At 63.6% G+C, this 15,001-nt stretch carries 13 protein-coding genes and 2 rRNA genes (1 of these 15 cut by a window edge); 8 read left to right on the top strand and 7 right to left on the bottom strand.

What is annotated here, in order from left to right; all coding sequences use genetic code 11:
* The 3 genes from F579_RS0107085 to F579_RS0107075 all read left to right on the top strand — a co-directional run.
* Nucleotides 1-2,871: ribosomal RNA gene (locus F579_RS0107085) — 23S ribosomal RNA — on the top strand; it begins 9 nt to the left of the window's first position.
* Between the two features lie 119 nt (nucleotides 2,872-2,990).
* Nucleotides 2,991-3,106: ribosomal RNA gene (gene rrf, locus F579_RS0107080) — 5S ribosomal RNA — on the top strand.
* A 119-nt stretch (nucleotides 3,107-3,225) separates the two neighbouring features.
* The gene (locus F579_RS0107075; protein ID WP_019023815.1) at nucleotides 3,226-3,438 is read left to right on the top strand and encodes a hypothetical protein; all 213 of its coding nucleotides are present in this window, start codon (nucleotides 3,226-3,228) and stop codon (nucleotides 3,436-3,438) included.
* A 41-nt stretch (nucleotides 3,439-3,479) separates the two neighbouring features.
* Here the strand turns inward: F579_RS0107075 and F579_RS0107070 are convergent, their stop codons facing one another.
* From F579_RS0107070 to dapA, 3 genes are all read right to left on the bottom strand, one after another.
* Complete coding sequence (locus F579_RS0107070) at nucleotides 3,480-4,244, bottom strand: MBL fold metallo-hydrolase (RefSeq protein ID WP_038029757.1); 765 nt, start codon at nucleotides 4,242-4,244, stop codon at nucleotides 3,480-3,482.
* A gap of 92 nt (nucleotides 4,245-4,336) precedes the next feature.
* The gene (gene bamC, locus F579_RS0107065; RefSeq protein WP_038029759.1) at nucleotides 4,337-5,503 is read right to left on the bottom strand and encodes an outer membrane protein assembly factor BamC; all 1,167 of its coding nucleotides are present in this window, start codon (nucleotides 5,501-5,503) and stop codon (nucleotides 4,337-4,339) included.
* An 8-nt stretch (nucleotides 5,504-5,511) separates the two neighbouring features.
* Nucleotides 5,512-6,390 carry a 4-hydroxy-tetrahydrodipicolinate synthase gene (dapA, locus tag F579_RS0107060; RefSeq protein WP_019023818.1) on the bottom strand — a complete coding sequence of 293 codons (879 nt, stop codon included), beginning with the start codon at nucleotides 6,388-6,390 and terminating at the stop codon, nucleotides 5,512-5,514.
* A 229-nt stretch (nucleotides 6,391-6,619) separates the two neighbouring features.
* Here dapA and F579_RS0107055 point away from each other — a divergent pair, with 229 nt between their 5' ends.
* The 3 genes from F579_RS0107055 to F579_RS0107045 all read left to right on the top strand — a co-directional run bounded on the left by F579_RS0107055 (nucleotide 6,620) and on the right by F579_RS0107045 (nucleotide 9,198).
* A complete protein-coding gene (locus tag F579_RS0107055; RefSeq protein WP_018175383.1) occupies nucleotides 6,620-7,174 on the top strand; it encodes a glycine cleavage system protein R in 555 nt (184 codons plus the stop codon).
* A 47-nt stretch (nucleotides 7,175-7,221) separates the two neighbouring features.
* Nucleotides 7,222-7,698 carry a peroxiredoxin gene (locus F579_RS0107050; RefSeq protein WP_019023819.1) on the top strand — a complete coding sequence of 159 codons (477 nt, stop codon included), beginning with the start codon at nucleotides 7,222-7,224 and terminating at the stop codon, nucleotides 7,696-7,698.
* Nucleotides 7,699-7,779: 81 nt separating this feature from the next.
* A complete protein-coding gene (locus F579_RS0107045; RefSeq protein WP_019023820.1) occupies nucleotides 7,780-9,198 on the top strand; it encodes a PhoH family protein in 1,419 nt (472 codons plus the stop codon).
* Nucleotides 9,199-9,243: 45 nt separating this feature from the next.
* Here the strand turns inward: F579_RS0107045 and queD are convergent, their stop codons facing one another.
* Genes queD through F579_RS0107025 form a run of 4 tightly spaced genes read right to left on the bottom strand, consistent with a single transcriptional unit; the run spans nucleotide 9,244 to nucleotide 12,758 of the window.
* Nucleotides 9,244-9,627: a 6-carboxytetrahydropterin synthase QueD gene (queD, locus tag F579_RS0107040; RefSeq protein ID WP_012981827.1), complete on the bottom strand. Its 384-nt coding sequence runs from the start codon at nucleotides 9,625-9,627 to the stop codon at nucleotides 9,244-9,246.
* A 42-nt stretch (nucleotides 9,628-9,669) separates the two neighbouring features.
* On the bottom strand, nucleotides 9,670-11,571 hold the full coding sequence (dxs, locus tag F579_RS0107035) for a 1-deoxy-D-xylulose-5-phosphate synthase (protein ID WP_019023821.1): 1,902 nt from the start codon (nucleotides 11,569-11,571) through the stop codon (nucleotides 9,670-9,672).
* Nucleotides 11,572-11,583: 12 nt separating this feature from the next.
* Nucleotides 11,584-12,477, bottom strand: a complete 894-nt coding sequence (ispA, locus tag F579_RS0107030; RefSeq protein ID WP_019023822.1) for a (2E,6E)-farnesyl diphosphate synthase — start codon at nucleotides 12,475-12,477, stop codon at nucleotides 11,584-11,586.
* A gap of 8 nt (nucleotides 12,478-12,485) precedes the next feature.
* The gene (locus tag F579_RS0107025) at nucleotides 12,486-12,758 is read right to left on the bottom strand and encodes an exodeoxyribonuclease VII small subunit (RefSeq protein ID WP_019023823.1); all 273 of its coding nucleotides are present in this window, start codon (nucleotides 12,756-12,758) and stop codon (nucleotides 12,486-12,488) included.
* A gap of 262 nt (nucleotides 12,759-13,020) precedes the next feature.
* Here F579_RS0107025 and F579_RS0107020 point away from each other — a divergent pair, with 262 nt between their 5' ends.
* The gene (locus F579_RS0107020; protein ID WP_012981831.1) at nucleotides 13,021-13,440 is read left to right on the top strand and encodes a rubrerythrin family protein; all 420 of its coding nucleotides are present in this window, start codon (nucleotides 13,021-13,023) and stop codon (nucleotides 13,438-13,440) included.
* Nucleotides 13,441-13,595: 155 nt separating this feature from the next.
* On the top strand, nucleotides 13,596-14,948 hold the full coding sequence (locus tag F579_RS0107015; protein ID WP_019023824.1) for a heterodisulfide reductase-related iron-sulfur binding cluster: 1,353 nt from the start codon (nucleotides 13,596-13,598) through the stop codon (nucleotides 14,946-14,948).
* Nucleotides 14,949-15,001 lie beyond the last annotated feature (53 nt).

The raw sequence follows: 15,001 nt of genomic DNA, 5'->3' as shown, positions 1-15,001 counted from the left end.
GTTAAGCGCACACGGTGGATGCCTAGGCGGTAGGAGGCGATGAAGGACGTTGTAGCCTGCGATAAGCCTCGGGGAGCTGGCAAACAAGCTTTGATCCGGGGATTTCCGAATGGGGAAACCCATCCCTTTTAGGGATATCCTCACCTGAATACATAGGGTGTTGGAGGCGAACCTGGTGAACTGAAACATCTAAGTAACCAGAGGAAAAGAAATCAATTGAGATTCCGTTAGTAGCGGCGAGCGAACGCGGATTAGCCCTTAAGCGTCTTGAGTTTTAGTCGAACGGTCTGGAAAGTCCGGCCAAAGCGGGTGATAGCCCCGTAGGCGAAAAGGCTCTTGGCGTGAAATCGAGTAGGGCGGGGCACGTGAAACCCTGTCTGAACATGGGGGGACCATCCTCCAAGGCTAAATACTCCCTACCGACCGATAGTGAACCAGTACCGTGAGGGAAAGGCGAAAAGAACCCCGGAGAGGGGAGTGAAATAGAACCTGAAACCGTGTGCGTACAAGCAGTGGGAGCCCCTTCGGGGGTGACCGCGTACCTTTTGTATAATGGGTCAGCGACTTACTTTCAGTGGCAAGGTTAACCGTCCAGGGGAGCCGTAGGGAAACCGAGTCTTAATAGGGCGCTCAGTCGCTGGAAGTAGACCCGAAACCGGGCGATCTATCCATGGCCAGGGTGAAGGTGGGGTAACACCTACTGGAGGCCCGAACCCACTAATGTTGAAAAATTAGGGGATGAGCTGTGGATCGGAGTGAAAGGCTAATCAAGCTCGGAGATAGCTGGTTCTCCTCGAAAGCTATTTAGGTAGCGCCTCATGTATCACTCCCGGGGGTAGAGCACTGTTATGGCTAGGGGGTCATCCCGACTTACCAAACCATTGCAAACTCCGAATACCGGGAAGTGCGAGCATGGGAGACACACGGCGGGTGCTAACGTCCGTCGTGGAAAGGGAAACAACCCAGACCGCCAGCTAAGGTCCCAAAATCATGGCTCAGTGGGAAACGATGTGGGAAGGCAGAGACAGCCAGGAGGTTGGCTTAGAAGCAGCCATCCTTTAAAGAAAGCGTAATAGCTCACTGGTCGAGTCGGCCTGCGCGGAAGATTTAACGGGGCTTAAGCCATGTACCGAAGCTGCGGACTTGCTTTGCAAGTGGTAGAGGAGCGTTCTGTAAGCCTGTGAAGGTGTGTCGAGAGGCATGCTGGAGGTATCAGAAGTGCGAATGCTGACATGAGTAACGATAAGATGGGTGAAAAACCCATCCGCCGAAAGCCCAAGGTTTCCTGCGCAACGTTAATCGGCGCAGGGTTAGTCGGCCCCTAAGGCGAGGCAGAAATGCGTAGTCGATGGGAAACAGGTTAATATTCCTGTACCTCGCGTTAATGCGATGGGGGGACGGAGAAGGCTAGGTCATCCGGCTGTTGGTGTCCGGTTTAAGTATGTAGGGAGTGTCCTTAGGCAAATCCGGGGACACAATCCTGAGATACGATGACGAGCTCCTACGGGAGCGAAGTGACTGATGCCCTGCTTCCAGGAAAATCCTCTAAGCTTCAGTTAACGCGAGACCGTACCCGAAACCGACACAGGTGGGCAGGGTGAGAATCCCAAGGCGCTTGAGAGAACTCGGGTGAAGGAACTAGGCAAAATGGTACCGTAACTTCGGGAGAAGGTACGCCTTGGCTGGTGATGGGACTTGCTCCCTGAGCTGGTCGAGGTCGCAGAGACCAGGCCGCTGCGACTGTTTATTAAAAACACAGCACTCTGCAAACTCGAAAGAGGACGTATAGGGTGTGACGCCTGCCCGGTGCCGGAAGGTTAATTGATGGGGTTAGCTTCGGCGAAGCCCTTGATCGAAGCCCCGGTAAACGGCGGCCGTAACTATAACGGTCCTAAGGTAGCGAAATTCCTTGTCGGGTAAGTTCCGACCTGCACGAATGGCGTAACGATGGCGGCGCTGTCTCCACCCGAGACTCAGTGAAATTGAAATCGCAGTGAAGATGCTGTGTACCCGCGGCTAGACGGAAAGACCCCGTGAACCTTTACTACAGCTTCACACTGAACTTTGAACTTGTTTGTGTAGGATAGGTGGGAGGCTTTGAAGCTGGGACGCCAGTCTCAGTGGAGCCAACCTTGAAATACCACCCTGGCAATTTTGGAGTTCTAACCCAGGCCTGTTATCCAGGTCGGGGACAGTGTGTGGTGGGTAGTTTGACTGGGGCGGTCTCCTCCCAAAGAGTAACGGAGGAGCGCGAAGGTACCCTCAGCGCGGTCGGAAATCGCGCGACGAGTGCAAAGGCAAAAGGGTGCTTAACTGCGAGACAGACACGTCGAGCAGGTGCGAAAGCAGGTCTTAGTGATCCGGTGGTTCTGTATGGAAGGGCCATCGCTCAACGGATAAAAGGTACTCCGGGGATAACAGGCTGATACTGCCCAAGAGTCCATATCGACGGCAGTGTTTGGCACCTCGATGTCGGCTCATCACATCCTGGGGCTGAAGCAGGTCCCAAGGGTATGGCTGTTCGCCATTTAAAGTGGTACGCGAGCTGGGTTTAGAACGTCGTGAGACAGTTCGGTCCCTATCTGCCGTGGGCGTCGGAGATTTGACAGGATCTGTCCTTAGTACGAGAGGACCGGGATGGACGCACCTCTGGTGTTCCGGTTGTCACGCCAGTGGCATTGCCGGGTAGCTATGTGCGGAAGGGATAACCGCTGAAAGCATCTAAGCGGGAAACCCACCTGAAGATTAGATCTCCCTGGACCCTCGAGGTCCCTAAAGGGCCGTTGAAGACTACAACGTTGATAGGCTGGGTGTGGAAGCGCGGTAACGCGTGCAGCTAACCAGTACTAATTGCCCGTGCGGCTTGACCATATAACACCCAAGGTGTTGATGGTTGGTCTCGACTGACACATCACTGTTGTACACATCACCTAGAATGCATTCCGAATTCAGATGACCCAGCGTTCGCGCTGGGTGATCTGGCCAGTTTGTCTGGCGGCAATAGCGAGTAGGAACCACCCGATCCCATCCCGAACTCGGAAGTGAAACTGCTCTGCGCCGATGGTAGTGTGGGGCCTCCCCATGTGAGAGTAGGTCACCGCCAGGCATTAATCCGAAGCCCGGTTCCCAATATGGGGGCCGGGCTTTTTTTATGGGTCGGCTCCAGCGGACAATCATGGTGGGTGCGGGCGTGGGGGCCCTTGCGAACGAAAGGATGTACGGGATATGGCTCGAGGCAAGAAACGGACCGATGGCGGTTTGGTCACGGTCGGGCTGGTCCTGATCGGGATTGGCGCCTACGCGGTCCTGGGTGGGGAGGTCGCGTTTACGCCAATCGCGCCACGAGAGGGTTCGGGATTCGGGGGGCCGATCGCGACCATTATTGGTCTCGCATTTATTGCGGGCGGGGTCTACTTCCTGCGGGAGTCGCGCCGCTAGGGTCCGGGGGCAGCCCTTCGGGCGTCCGGGGCAGGGGGCGGCTACTGGATGCAGCGCCAGTCGAAGCCGGTGTCCTGGGAGGCGATCGCGATTTCGTCGCGAGTGGCACCTACCCCTTCGCACAGAGCCTGTTCAGCGAGTTCGGGACGGTTGTTGTCGCTCGAAAGGTGCATGCCGATCAGGTGTTCCAGTTGGGAGGTGTCCGCGCGCTGAAGCAGTTGTGTCGCGGCGTGGTTTGGGAGATGTCCGTAGCCGTCCCCAATGCGGCGCTTCAGTCTGGGCGGGTAACGCCCCGACGCGAGCAACTCCGGGCAGTGGTTGCATTCCAGGAGCAGACCCTGCGCTGCCGACGCGATCTCGATCATGTGGGGCGTGATATGCCCCGCATCGGTCATCAGGACGAGGCGCGATGCCCCATCGGAGAACACGAACTGCGTGGGTTCGCGCGCGTCGTGGGGGACCGTATAGGGAATGACCTGGGCGTCATCGACCTCGATCGGGACATCAGGCTGGATTTCTTCGAAATGGGCGAAGCCGTTGTCACGGGCTGCGAGTCGGGTCCCGGCGGAGGCGTAGACGTGCAGACCGTACCGGCGTGAGAGGGCCGGGGCAGAACCGAGGTGGTCGCCGTGCTCGTGGGTCACGAACACACCATCGAGATCGGACGCGGTCAGCCCCTGCTGTGCGAGGCGTCGCTCGAGTTCCTGTACCGAAAAGCCGCAGTCCACCAGCAGGCGGGTCGTACCGATCTCGACCACGAGGGCGTTGCCACCACTCCCGCTGCCAAGTGAACAGAATCGGATCACGGACCGCTCCGAACGTGTGATTGCAGTGCAGGCCGTCAGGGACCGCCCGCGACGATGTCGGTCGGGCAATGGTCCTGGGCCCGTCTTGGGGCCTAGCGCCGCATCTGAGTCTGAATGCGCTCCAGCACGAACTCGGCGTCGCGATCGCTCAGTCGGTCGCCCTCGAGGTCGCGTGCCTCGATCAGGAGGTCACCATCGCCGCGATCCTGCAGGCGAATCTGGTAGCGTTCGTTTTCGCGGCGGTCTCCGCCGCGACCGAAGATGCGGCCGAAGAACCCGGGCTCGTCGCGGTCGCCGGTCATGTCGGGACGGTAGGTGACCTCGTAGGTGCCGGCCTGGCGGTCCTGTTCATCCACCAGCAATCCGGCGCGATCCAGGAAGGTGCCCAATTGGCGCCAGACGCGGTCATATTCACCGCCCAGTAGCAGGGCCGGCGAACCATCATGCTCCGTCATCTGCAGTTCGGTCGGGCGGTCGACGAGGGTCTCGGCAACACGTGCGCCCCCTTCACCCGGATCACCGGTCGTGAGGAACACGAGCAGCCGGTTCAGCATCTCGGCTTCGAGTTCCGGGTCCGACGGGCGCATGGCCCAGCGCCAGGACTGGCCCTCGGCCTGTTCTTCGGCGCCACGGTGGGTGATGTAGATCTCCGACTGTCCGTTGACGCGCTCGACGCGCATCCGGTACTGGTCCCGGGTGTTGGCGTCGTATACGTTGCCAAGGGCGCGGGCGAAGAGGTTCTGCGTGCCGCGCAGCGGGATACCGGCCCGGTCCTCGGCCCACTCGGTCTGCATGACGCCCACCTGCGGCTCGTTGCGTTCCAGCCGGAGGTTCTGGCTGTCCCAGAAGGCGACCAGTCGATCCCAGATCTCGCCGGGATCCCCGTCGACCTGGAGCCAGCGAGTGCCACCGTCGCGCATGAGCTGCACCTCGGCGGATTCCGGCAGTACCTGGACCGTGCGGGTCGGGGCGCCGGGCTGGGCCTGCGCGGGCTGTTGCTGGCGCTGGGCGGTGTCCTGCTGCATGTCGCGTGCACTGATGCGGCCGCCCGGATCATCGGGCAGGCGGTAGGCCCGCTCGGTATCCGGCGCAATCAGATCCGGCGGGACTTCGAGGTCCTCCATTTGCCGGCTCATTTCGTATTCGGGGCCGGACTGGCGATCACCGCCCCAGCCTCCGCAACCAGCGACGGCGAGACCCGTGGCGATCGCGAGGGTGGCGCGCGTGGCGGAGTGGTAGGGCTTGAAGGGCAATTTCATGATCGGGCTCAGACCTCAATGCCGGCTTGGCGCATCGCGTCCAGTACCGGTGCATGGAACGGTTCGGAAAGGGGTGTCAGGGGCAGGCGGATACCTTCCTCCATCATCCCCATGCGCTGCAAGGCCCATTTTACGGGGATGGGATTGGCTTCGAGGAACAGGGCCGAATGCAGACCGTCGAGCTGGCGATTGATCTCGCGGGCTTCGTCCGCGCGTCCCTCGCGCACGGCACGGCACATGCGGGCCATCAGTGCCGGGGCGACGTTCGCGGTCACCGAGATGATCCCTTGTCCCCCGGCCAGCAGAAAGGCCAGCCCGTTGGCGTCTTCGCCACTGAACAGGTCGATGCGGCCACCCACGCGCTGGACGAGCTCGGCGGTGCGCTCGTTATTGCCCGTCGCCTCCTTGAGGCCGACGATGTTCGAGATTTCGGCCAGGCGTTCGACTGTCTCGGGGAGCATGTCGACGGCCGTGCGTCCCGGGACGTTATAGAGGATCTGCGGGATATCCACGGCCTCGGCAATGGCCTTGTGGTGCAGATACAAGCCCTCCTGTGTGGGCTTGTTGTAGTACGGGGATACCAGCAGGCAGGCATCGGCGCCGGCCTCGTGGGCGCAGCGCGTTAGGGCGATCGCCTCGCGCGTGGAGTTCGCGCCGGTGCCGGCGATGACCGGCAGGCGACCGCCCACGGTCTTGACCGTATGGGCAATCGCTTCACAGTGTTCGTCAAAATCGAGGGTGGCGGATTCGCCGGTAGTACCGACCGCTACGATGGCGTCGGTTCCGGCCTCGATGTGGAATTCGAGGAGCCGATCAAGCGCCGGCCAGTCAAGACTGCCGTCCGCGTGCATCGGGGTCGCCAGTGCGACCATGCTGCCTTGAAACATCGACTCCTCCAGCGACGGTAATGGTGCAGTCTAACGGGCGCGCGACAAGGCGTTCAAGAAGCCGCGCGCAGACCCCGTCTGGATGGCCCTTTCATGCCACCCCGACCGTTGGCGCCACCAGGACGAGGTGGTATGTTCCCAGCCATCATGCCCGCAGATGCATCCAACCCGTCCAGCATTGCCTCAGGCCTGTGGCCGCTCGGCGGCGCCCTGCGCTCCAGGGGCCGGCATGGCTGAGGTCGTCGGGGCCGGCTCGCACACCCATCTGATCCTGAACCTGATCGGACCCGACCAGCCTGGCCTGGTGGCCGGCGTCACGCGGGTAATCGTCGATACAGGCTGCAACCTGGAGTCCAGCCGCATTACGACCCTGGACGGCTATTGCTGCATGGCGCTGAGCGCCAGCGGCAACTGGAAGACCCTCGCCACGCTGGAGGCCCGCCTGGAACGGCTGGAGGCCGAGCTGGATCTCGCGATCACCGTGCGCCGAGGGCCGCTGGATGAGTCCAGCCAGCCCGCGATGGCTTATGCGGTGGACGTGGTCGCGCTGGACGCCCCGGGGCTGGTCAATGCCCTGGCCGATTTCTTCACCAGCCGTGGTGTGAACCTGCGTGATGTGCAGACGCGCGTCTATACCGCTCAGCACACGGGGGCGCGCATGTTCGCCGCCAACATGGTGGTGGACATCCCGGCGGGACAGCACCTGGCCAGCCTGCGCGGCGAATTCATGGATTTTTGCGACGAACTGAACCTGGACGGTGTGCTGGATCCGATCAAGGCCTGATCCGATCCGGTGCTGTCCGGCCCAACCTCGACACGGAGTGACAGCTGATGACGATCGCCATTGACCAGACCGTTCCCGAAGACCTGCGCGTGCCCGCCACCGGCGAGCAGACCCTGGGCCCGGGTGATTTTCGCGGCAAGGTCGTGGTGCTCTATTTCTACCCGAAGGACAGCACTCCGGGCTGTACCAACGAGAGCCGCGACTTCGCCGCCAACAAGGCCGCGTTCGACGCCGCCGGCGCCGTCATCCTCGGGGTCTCCCGCGACAGCGTGAAGAGCCACGAGAACTTCCGCTCCAAGCAGGAGCTGCCGTTCGACCTGCTGAGCGACGCCGACGAGCAGTTGTGCGAGGCGTTCGACGTGATCAAGATGAAGAACATGTACGGCAAGCAGGTGCGCGGCATCGAACGCTCCACCTTCCTGATTGACGGGCAGGGTGTGCTGCGCCGGGAATGGCGCAAGGTCAAGGTGCCGGGGCATGTGGACGAGGTCCTGGCCGCGGTGCGCGAGATGGCTGGCCAGTGAGGCCCGCGCGAATTCTTCGAGAGCACTGGCAGTAGACGTTCGACCCATTTGTTTTCGACTCACCCCGGCCGCGGAGGCGCCATGAGCGAAACACCGGAGGACCCGAAACGCCTGTTTGTCCTGGACACCAATGTCCTGATGCACGACCCCACCGCGCTGTTCCGCTTCAAGGAACACGACATCTTCCTGCCCATGGTCGTGCTCGAGGAGCTCGACCGCGGCAAGAAGGGGGTCTCCGAGGTCGCGCGCAACGTGCGCCAGGTCTCGCGCTTTATCGACGAGTTGATGAGTGGCGCGACCCACGAGCAGATCGCCGCCGGGTTGCCGCTACAGGCCGAATCGCTCAGCGAGTCGACGCTTGCACCCTCCGGGCGGCTATTTTTTCAGACCCGCAATCTGACCTCGCGCCTGCCGGACTCGCTGCCCGGCTCGACGCCGGACAACGACATCCTGGCCACCGCCCAGGCGCTCAAGACGGAGTGGTCGGACCTCCCGGTCACGCTGGTCTCCAAGGACATCAATCTGCGCATCAAGGCGGCGGTGATCGGCCTGCACGCGGAGGACTACTACAACGACCAGGTCCTGGACGACGTCAGCCTGCTGTTCTCCGGCATGACCGAGCTGCCGGCGGACTTCTGGGAGACCCACGGGACCAGGATGGACTCCTGGCAGGAATCCGGCCGGACCTACTACCGGGTCACCGGACCCCTGGTCAGCGAGTGGCAGCCCAACCAGTTCGTCTACCGGGAGGGGGAAAACCCGCTGTCGGCAATCGTGCTGGAGATCGACCAGCCGAACGAGTCCGCAGTGATCGAGCTGGTCGACGACTACATGACCCCGCGCCACAGCGTCTGGGGCATCAATGCCCGCAACCGCGAGCAGAACTACGCCCTGAACCTGCTGATGGACCCGGAGGTGGATTTCGTCTCCCTGCTGGGGGCCGCCGGCACCGGCAAGACCCTGCTGGCGCTGGCCGCGGGGCTCGCGCAGACGCTGGAGGACAACACCTACAAGGAGATCATCATGACCCGGGTCACGGTCCCGGTGGGCGAGGACATCGGCTTCCTGCCCGGGACCGAGGAAGAGAAGATGACCCCGTGGATGGGCGCGCTGATGGACAACCTCGAGGTCCTGGCCAAGTCTGAGGGCGCGGGCGACTGGGGCCGGGCAGCCACGAACGACGTGCTGACCAGCCGTATCAAGATCCGCTCGCTGAACTTCATGCGCGGGCGCACCTTCCTCAGCCGCTACATCATCCTGGACGAGGCGCAGAACCTGACCTCCAAGCAGATGAAGACCCTGGTCACCCGCGCCGGGCCGGGCACCAAGGTGGTGGCGTTGGGCAACATCGCGCAGATCGACACCCCGTACCTGACCGAGACCTCGTCCGGCCTGACCTACGTGGTGGACCGCTTCCGCAACTGGACCCACAGCGGCCACATCACGCTCACCCGCGGCGAGCGCTCGCGGCTGGCGGACTACGCCTCGAATCATCTGTAGGGGTTGTTGGACGCGCCCCGCTGTTGCGGGGCGCAAGAGGAGGGGCTAGCCGTCCTCGCTGTAGCGTACGCAGGCGCGGTCGGTCTCCCACAGGGTCAGCGCGTGCATGCGCAGGCCCGGGCGGTTCAGGCGCTCCGACATCTGGCGGAAGAACCACTGCGCGATGTTCTCGGCGGTCGGGTTGACCGTGTCGAACGGCGGGACGTCGTTCAGATAGCGGTGGTCCAGCTGCCCGGCGATCTCGCGCGCGGCGGTCTTGACCACCTTGAAGTCCACTGCCATGCCGGCGTCATCCAGCGTCTCGGCCTGAACCTCGGCCTCTACCTTCCAGTTGTGTCCGTGCATGTTCGCGCACTGCCCCGGGTAATCGCGCAGGGTATGCGCGGAGGCAAAGTCGGTCAGGACGCGGAGGGTGTAACGGGCACTCATGGATCGATTCCGGCTAGCGCGACATTCGGGTCGCGGGGATACTCAGCCCGCGAAGCCTAGCCGTCCCCCATCGTCCGCGCAATTCTCCTGCCCCACGGCGTGGCGAATCGCGGCCAGCACGCCCTCGGTGTCGAGGCCGCAGTCGGCCAGGATCTGCTCGCGCGAGCCGTGCTCGGTGAAGACGTCCGGGATGCCCAGTACCTGACAGGGCAGGGCCATGCCCTCGGCGGAGAGCCATTCCAGCACCGCGCTGCCGGCGCCACCGGCACGGGCGTGGTCCTCGAGCGTCACGAAGCGCTCGTGGCTGGAGGCCAGCCGCGCCAGCAGCTCGGTGTCGAGTGGCTTGATGAAACGCATATTCACCACGGTCGCATCCAGCGCCTCGCCGGCGGCCAGGGCGGTCTCCAGCAGTGCGCCGAAGCTGAGGATCGCCAGGCCCCGGCCCTCGCGTACGACCTCGGCGCGTCCGACAGGCAGGGTCTCCAGGTCCTCGCTGCCCCCTTCCGGCAGGACGCCGGCGCCGCCCCCGCGCGGATAGCGCACCGCCGCCGGGCCCTCGTAGGCGTAGCCGGTGGACAGCATCTGGCGGCACTCGCGCTCGTTGGACGGGGCCATCAGCAGCATATTGGGGACGCTGCGCAGCAGCGCGGTGTCGAAGGTGCCGGCATGGGTCGGGCCATCGGCGCCGACGATCCCTGCGCGGTCCACCGCGAACAGCACCGGGAGGTTCTGCAGGGCGACGTCGTGTATGACCTGGTCCATCGCCCGTTGCAGGAATGTCGAGTAGATCGCGACCACGGGCTTCTGCCCCTCGCAGGCCATGCCGGCGGCCAGCGTGACCGCGTGCTGCTCGGCGATGCCGACATCGAAGTAGCGTTCCGGGAACTGTTCGGAGAAGGCGACCAGGCCGGAGCCCTCGCGCATCGCCGGGGTAATGCCCAGCAGGCGTTCGTCGGCCGCGGCCTGGTCGCAAAGCCACTGGCTGAAGATATCGGTATAGGTCGGGGCCTTCGGGCCGGAGGGCTTCAGGCCGTTTTCCGGCTCGAACTTGGAAACCCCGTGGTAGCGGCAGGGATCTTCCTCGGCCGGGGCGTAGCCCTGGCCCTTGCGGGTGACCACATGCAGCAGCTGCGGGCCGTGGCCGCCGCGCAGATTCTTCAGGATCGACACCAGGCCGCTCACGTCGTGCCCGTCCACGGGGCCGAAATAGCGGAAGCCCAATTCCTCGAACAGCGTGCCAGGCACCAGCATGCCCTTCATGTGTTCCTCGGCGCGCTCGGCAAAGGCCTTCACCGGCGGGACGAACTCCAGCATGCGTTTGGAGCCCTCGCGCACCGAGCTGTAGATGCGTCCGGACAGCAGTCGGGTGAAATACTGGTTCATCGCGCCGACGTTCGGCGAGATCGACATGTCGTTGTCGTTCAGGATGACCAGCAGATTGCAGTCGAGATCGCCGATGTGGTTGAGCGCCTCGAAGGCCATGCCGGCGGTCATTGCCCCGTCACCGATCACCGCCACATGGCGGCGATCCAGTCCCGCGTGCTTGGCCGCCAGGGCCATCCCGGCGGCGGCGCTGATCGAGGTGCTGGAATGCCCGGCTCCGAAGGCGTCGTATTCGCTCTCCGCGCGCTTGGGGAATCCGGCCAGCCCGCCATACTGGCGCAGGCTGGCCATGCCGGCCCGCCGCCCGGTCAGGATCTTGTGCGCGTAGGCCTGGTGGCCCACATCCCAGACGATGCGGTCATCCGGCGTGTTGAACGCGTAGTGCAGCGCGATCGCCAGCTCCACCGTGCCCAGGTTGGCGGCCAGGTGCCCGCCCGTGCGCGAGACGCTCTCGATCAGGAACTGGCGCAGCTCGCCTGCCAGCCCGGGCAGTTCCGAGGCCGGGTGTGCCCGCAGGTCGGCGGGCCATTCGATTGCATCCAGCAGGGGGGTGGGGGTCATGGGCAGGCCGTATCAGTTCATGCGGTCGACGATGTACCGCGCGAGGAAGCGAAGCAAGTCCGCCTCCTGGCCGAAGGGTTGCAGTTCGGCCAGCGCCTCGTCGACCAGGGCCACTGCGCGTTCGCGCGAGGCCTCCAGGCCCTGTAGCGAGGGAAAGGTTGCCTTGTCCAGCCGGGCATCCGCGCCGCAGGCCTTGCCAAGCACCTCCGGGTCGCCTTCCACGTCGAGTACGTCATCGCGGATCTGGAACGCCAGGCCAATGCATTCGGCATAGCGGGTCAGGTGGCCAAGGGCGTTCCCCGGAACGCCGCCGGCGATTGCGCCCAGGCGCACCGAGACGCGGATCAGGGCGCCGGTCTTGAGCCGGTGCATGCGCTCCAGCTCCGCCAGATCGATCGGCTTGCCGCAGGCGCCAAGGTCGATGGCCTGGCCGCCGGCCATGCCGTGCAGACCCGCTGCATGGGCGAGCTCGGCCAGGGCATCCAGAGCGGCTGTCCCGGGCAGGGCGCGCACGCCGGCGGTCATGATCTCGAAGGCGCAGGCCTGCAGCGCATCCCCGGCGAGGATGGCAGTGGCCTCGTCGAACGCTCGGTGGCAGGTGGGCCGGCCACGGCGCAGATCGTCGTTGTCCATCGCTGGAAGGTCGTCGTGAATCAGCGAGTAGACATGGACCATCTCCACGGCCGCCGCCATCGCATCAAGCACGTCATCGGGGGCGCTGCAGGTGGCCCCGGCCGCGTATACCAGTACCGGTCGCAGGCGCTTGCCGCCGGAGAGGGTGGCATAGCGCATGGCCTCGATGAGCCGCGGGTCCGGGGCAGAGTCGGCCGCCAGGCGCTGGTCGAGTACGGTCTCGATACGACGCTGATAGGCCTTCAGCGCCTCGGATGGATCTGGGATGCTCAAGGTATTTCTCAGAAGGGGACGTCGTCGGGGTCGGTCGGGGTGTCGGGAGCGTTCGCAGACGCGGCGCCCTCTGCAGAAGGCTCGCTGGCGAGTTTCTCGATGCGTGCCTGGGCGTCGTCCAGCGCCTTCTGACAACGGCCGACCAGCTCCATGCCGTGCTGAAATTCCTTCAGCGACTGTTCCAGACCCAGTTCGCCGGACTCCATCCGCGCCACCAGGGCCTCCAGGGCCTCCAGGCTGGCTTCGAACTCGGCGGGGCTGTCAGTGGATGTGTCGGTCATGGTGTCGGATTACGTGTTGGGTTCTTATTGGATCGCGGGGGCCAAAAGGTGAGAAAGTATCCGATCCGCTGCGGCGAGGAAAGAAGTCGGGCGACCGGGGGCTTGAGTTTCGTGATCGTGCCCCCACGCTCATCGGGGCAATCGGTTGACATGCGACCGGGTGCTGACTAGAGTTTCGAAGTGGTTTAGACACAGTCTAAATTCCCGATCCGCACAACGGTCGCACGGCTGTGTGGATCCCAACCAGCAAGAGGAGAGACCCATGGAACTGAAAGGTAGTAAGACCGAAGAAGCCCTCAAGGAGGCCTTTGCCGGCGAATCGATGGCCAACCGTCGTTACCTGTACTTCGCTTCCAAGGCCGACGTGGAAGGCTACAACGACGTCGCGACCGTGTTTCGTTCCACCGCCGAAGGTGAAACCGGCCACGCCCACGGTCACCTCGAGTACCTCGAGAGCTGCGGCGACCCGGCCACCGGTCTGGAGTTCGGCTCCACCGCCGCGAACCTGAAGACCGCCGTTGCCGGCGAAACCCACGAGTACACCGACATGTACCCGGGCATGGCCAAGACCGCCCGCGACGAAGGCTTCGATGAAGTTGCCGACTGGTTCGAGACCCTGGCCAAGGCGGAGCGTTCCCACGCCAACCGCTTCCAGAAGGCCCTGGACCAGCTGGACGACTGATCGTCCGGTAGTAACGGAAGCATGCGGGGCCGGTCTCCGGCCCCGTTTTCCGGGAGGTACGGAACAGCCTGTGAAGTCAGCCATGCGGCTGCGTTCGCATGTTGTTCCGTGTTTCCCTCGAAGCATCGTCACTGATACGGATACCGGAGGGATGCATGTCTGCGCCGACGCACCAACGTGAAGGAAGTCTGGAAGCCCCTACCCGCCATCCGCTGGACTGGAAGAATCCCGAGTTCTACAACGAGGAATCGTTGTTCGCCGAGCTGGAGCGGGTCTACGACATCTGTCATGGCTGCCGGCGTTGCGTCAGCCTCTGCAACTCCTTCCCCACGCTTTTCGACCTGGTCGACGAGTCCGAGACCATGGAGGTCGACGGGGTCGACAGGAAGGATTACTGGAAGGTAGTGGATCACTGCTACCTGTGTGATCTGTGCTACCTGACCAAGTGCCCCTACGTGCCCCCGCACGAATGGAACGTCGACTTCCCGCACCTGATGCTGCGGGCCAAGGCCGTGCGCTTCGAGAAAGAGGGTGCGAAGGCCGCGCACAAGTTCATGTCCAGCACCGACACCGTTGGCAAGCTGGCGGGCATCCCGGTGGTCGCCGGCGCGGTCAACGCCGCGAACAAGAACGGTGCGATGCGCAAGCTGCTGGACAAGACCATGGGCGTGCACCCGGATGCCCCGGTCCCCGAATACCACTCGAGCAAGGGTCGTTCGCGCATGGCGAAAGTCGCCAAGGGCGTGAACAACCCCGAGCCGGCTGGTGCCACCCAGGGCAAGGTCGCCCTCTACGCGACCTGCTACGGCAACTACAACGAGCCGCACCTGGTCGAGGACCTGGTCAAGGTCTTCGAGCATAACGGCATCGAGGTCACCCTGGTCGAGAAAGAGCAATGCTGCGGCATGCCCAAGCTCGAACTGGGCGACCTGAAGGCGGTCGAGTCCGCGAAGGATGCGAACATCCCGGCGATGAAGCGCATGATCGACCAGGGCTACGACATTGTCGCGCCGGTCCCCTCCTGCGTGCTGATGTACAAGCAGGAACTGCCGCTGATGTTCCCGGACGAGCCCGATGTCGCTGCCGTGCGCGATCGTATCTTCGACCCGTTCGAATACCTGATGGAGCGCCACAAGGAAGGCAAGCTGAACACCGACTTCCCCGAGAAGCTCGGCAAGATCGCCTACCACGCGGCCTGTCACCTGCGGGTCCAGAACATGGGCCTGAAGACCCGTGACCTGCTGAAGCTCGTGCCGGATACCGAGATCGACGTGATCGAACGCTGCTCCGGGCACGATGGCACCTATGGTGTTAAGAGCGAGTTCTACGAGACCGCGGCCAAGATCTGCCGTCCGGTTGTGAACCGGGTGCAGAAGGCCGAGTCCGATCACTACTCGAGTGACTGCCCGATGGCCGGGCACATGATCGAGAACGGGCTGCAGGGCAAGGGCGAGGACAAGGCGCCCGAACACCCGCTGACCCTGCTGCGCCAGGCCTACGGCCTGTAGCGCCAGGCATCGGCTACCAGCAACACGATGCGCGCCCGCCGAGGCGCCACGGA

The sequence above is a fragment of the Thioalkalivibrio sp. ALJ21 genome (genome assembly GCF_000378605.1).
In the GTDB taxonomy this organism is placed as follows: domain Bacteria; phylum Pseudomonadota; class Gammaproteobacteria; order Ectothiorhodospirales; family Ectothiorhodospiraceae; genus Thioalkalivibrio.
Note: the sequence above shows the minus strand (reverse complement) of the source record. Positions and strands in the feature narration are given on the sequence as shown.

Coding starts and splice junctions, on each gene's coding strand:
- F579_RS0107075 (WP_019023815.1), top strand. CDS start 3,226: ATGGCTCGAGGCAAGAAACGGACCGATGGCGGTTTGGTCACGGTCGGG.
- bamC (WP_038029759.1), bottom strand. CDS start 5,503: ATGAAATTGCCCTTCAAGCCCTACCACTCCGCCACGCGCGCCACCCTC.
- dapA (WP_019023818.1), bottom strand. CDS start 6,390: ATGTTTCAAGGCAGCATGGTCGCACTGGCGACCCCGATGCACGCGGAC.
- F579_RS0107055 (WP_018175383.1), top strand. CDS start 6,620: ATGGCTGAGGTCGTCGGGGCCGGCTCGCACACCCATCTGATCCTGAAC.
- F579_RS0107050 (WP_019023819.1), top strand. CDS start 7,222: ATGACGATCGCCATTGACCAGACCGTTCCCGAAGACCTGCGCGTGCCC.
- F579_RS0107045 (WP_019023820.1), top strand. CDS start 7,780: ATGAGCGAAACACCGGAGGACCCGAAACGCCTGTTTGTCCTGGACACC.
- queD (WP_012981827.1), bottom strand. CDS start 9,627: ATGAGTGCCCGTTACACCCTCCGCGTCCTGACCGACTTTGCCTCCGCG.
- dxs (WP_019023821.1), bottom strand. CDS start 11,571: ATGACCCCCACCCCCCTGCTGGATGCAATCGAATGGCCCGCCGACCTG.
- F579_RS0107025 (WP_019023823.1), bottom strand. CDS start 12,758: ATGACCGACACATCCACTGACAGCCCCGCCGAGTTCGAAGCCAGCCTG.
- F579_RS0107020 (WP_012981831.1), top strand. CDS start 13,021: ATGGAACTGAAAGGTAGTAAGACCGAAGAAGCCCTCAAGGAGGCCTTT.
- F579_RS0107015 (WP_019023824.1), top strand. CDS start 13,596: ATGTCTGCGCCGACGCACCAACGTGAAGGAAGTCTGGAAGCCCCTACC.